We start from the raw sequence: 1,816 nt of genomic DNA, 5'->3' as shown, positions 1-1,816 counted from the left end.
GAGACTCGTCATATTCGCCGTAGGCCTGGCTCGGGGTCAGGGTCACTTCGAAGGCGTCACCTACCGCGCGACCTTCCAGCTCGGCTTCGAGGCCGGAAACCAGATAGCGAGTACCGTGCAGATATACCAGCGGCTCTTTGCCGACAGTGCTGTCGATGACTTCACCGTGCTCGTCGGTGACTGTGTATTCCAGCGTAACCACGCTCAGAGGAGCTACTTTCATGTCAGGATCCTGCGGATAGAAAAAAACGGGCTCAGAATACCCTAAAAAGCGGGCCACGCCTATGGCGGACCCTGCCAGCGGGTGTTGAAAAAAGCGACAGCGGGATCGAAGTGACACCCCTCACCCAATCCCGTTACCCCGTCAGGGGCGGAATACCCCGATCACCTCTTCGGTCTCCCGGGTCATCTCATCGACCTCGGCCGGCGTCTGCACCTGGGTATCGCCGCAGGAGACGCAGGTCACCTTCTCGACTCCATGCTCCAGATACAGCATCATGTTGTCCATCTTGCCGCACGCCGGGCAGACTGCACCGGCAATGAAGCGCTTTTTACGTCTGGTTTCCATTTTTGTTACCTCCAGGCAGCATCATATCAGGGTTTTTACATGCATCACGCCATCGAGTACCACCATTTTTCCAGCCAGGGCCTGCAAGCCGGTCATCGCAAACGTACCCCGGTCGGGCAGTTGTTGCGGGTGACCAGAGGAGCCGCGCTGCTAAGACTCGGTCAGCATGAGCTGTTGCTCCCGGCCGGCCGCTGTTTCTGGCTCTGTGCCGATGCTCTGGCCGCCTTCAGCCCGCTGGCAGATTGCGATTACGACCTGCTGAGCGTCTCCCTGCGAGCGCCGCAACCCGGGCAGGCCGGCTGGCTGCAAGCCTCGCCGCTGCTCGATGCCCTGCTCGATTCGCTGGCTCAATGGCAGCGGCCACAGGATTGGCAGGGGGCCTATGGCCACCGGCTGCAGGTCATTCTCGATGAGGTGCAACAGTGCCCCATCAGTCAGCAGGGGAATGAAACCCTGCAAGCGGACTGGCAGGCCATCGCCAGCGGCCATCCCGATGCGCTGCAAACGTGGGCCGAGCGGGCCGATGCGCCAGTCCCGGGCGATGCCCTGCAACAGCAGTGGCAACTGCTGCAGGCCCTCAGACTGCTCAAGGGAGGCAGCAAGGCAGCTCAGGTTGCCGGCAAACTGGGTTATCCCGATGAAGCGGCGCTGCAACAGGCTTGTCAGCGCTGGGGCGTGACACCGGGCGAGGGGCAATAAGCGCCCTCCCCCGCCAGCGAAGAAAAACGGCCAGGCGAGTCCAGTTTTTTGGCCGCCGGTCGTTAACAAGAGAGGATCATCCCCCCTCTTATCCTTTATGCTGGAACCATAAGTGACGGCCAACGTTTCGACCAACAGGACATCTGCCATGACGAGCAAAGCCAATCAATCCCAGGGCATGTTGCTGTTTCATCTCTCAGCCAACCAATCCTTCGCCATCGGCACCCTCAAGGTAAAGGAGATAGTGCCCTATACCCAGCTGACCGCGCTGCCCCAGTCCCACCCGACCGTGCTGGGGGCAGCCAATATGCGTGGCACCACCATTCCGGTGATCGACATGGCCATGGCGGTGGGATATCGCCCCATCCAACGGGAAGAGATGCAACACTGTTTCATCATCATCACCGATTGTCGCCGTACCCTGGTGGGCTTTCTGGTGCGCGGCATCGACAAGATCACCGAGTGCAACTGGCGCGATATCGCCCCGCCGCCTGCCGCCCTCGGTCACAACGTCTTCGTGACCGGAGTAACCCGGGTCAACGGCCAGCT

The 1,816-nt window shown here is 60.7% G+C and carries 4 protein-coding genes; 2 read left to right on the top strand and 2 right to left on the bottom strand.

Features of this window, described 5'->3' with window-relative positions:
* Together BN1123_RS03200 and BN1123_RS03195 are read right to left on the bottom strand one after the other, a co-directional pair.
* The coding region (locus BN1123_RS03200; protein WP_042025331.1) for an FKBP-type peptidyl-prolyl cis-trans isomerase at window positions 1-223 on the bottom strand (223 nt) is incomplete at its 3' end.
* Between the two features lie 141 nt (window positions 224-364).
* Window positions 365-568 carry a YheV family putative zinc ribbon protein gene (locus BN1123_RS03195; RefSeq protein ID WP_042025330.1) on the bottom strand — a complete coding sequence of 68 codons (204 nt, stop codon included), beginning with the start codon at window positions 566-568 and terminating at the stop codon, window positions 365-367.
* Between the two features lie 39 nt (window positions 569-607).
* Between BN1123_RS03195 and BN1123_RS03190 the strand changes: the two genes are divergently transcribed.
* Together BN1123_RS03190 and BN1123_RS03185 are read left to right on the top strand one after the other, a co-directional pair.
* Complete coding sequence (locus BN1123_RS03190) at window positions 608-1,267, top strand: hypothetical protein (protein WP_042025328.1); 660 nt, start codon at window positions 608-610, stop codon at window positions 1,265-1,267.
* Between the two features lie 148 nt (window positions 1,268-1,415).
* On the top strand, window positions 1,416-1,816 hold a 401-nt coding region (locus BN1123_RS03185), incomplete at its 3' end, for a chemotaxis protein CheW (RefSeq protein WP_042025326.1).

Source organism: Aeromonas enteropelogenes (assembly GCF_000819845.1).
In the GTDB taxonomy this organism is placed as follows: domain Bacteria; phylum Pseudomonadota; class Gammaproteobacteria; order Enterobacterales; family Aeromonadaceae; genus Aeromonas; species Aeromonas enteropelogenes.
Note: the sequence above shows the minus strand (reverse complement) of the source record. Positions and strands in the feature narration are given on the sequence as shown.

Coding starts and splice junctions, on each gene's coding strand:
- BN1123_RS03195 (WP_042025330.1), bottom strand. CDS start 568: ATGGAAACCAGACGTAAAAAGCGCTTCATTGCCGGTGCAGTCTGCCCG.
- BN1123_RS03190 (WP_042025328.1), top strand. CDS start 608: ATGCATCACGCCATCGAGTACCACCATTTTTCCAGCCAGGGCCTGCAA.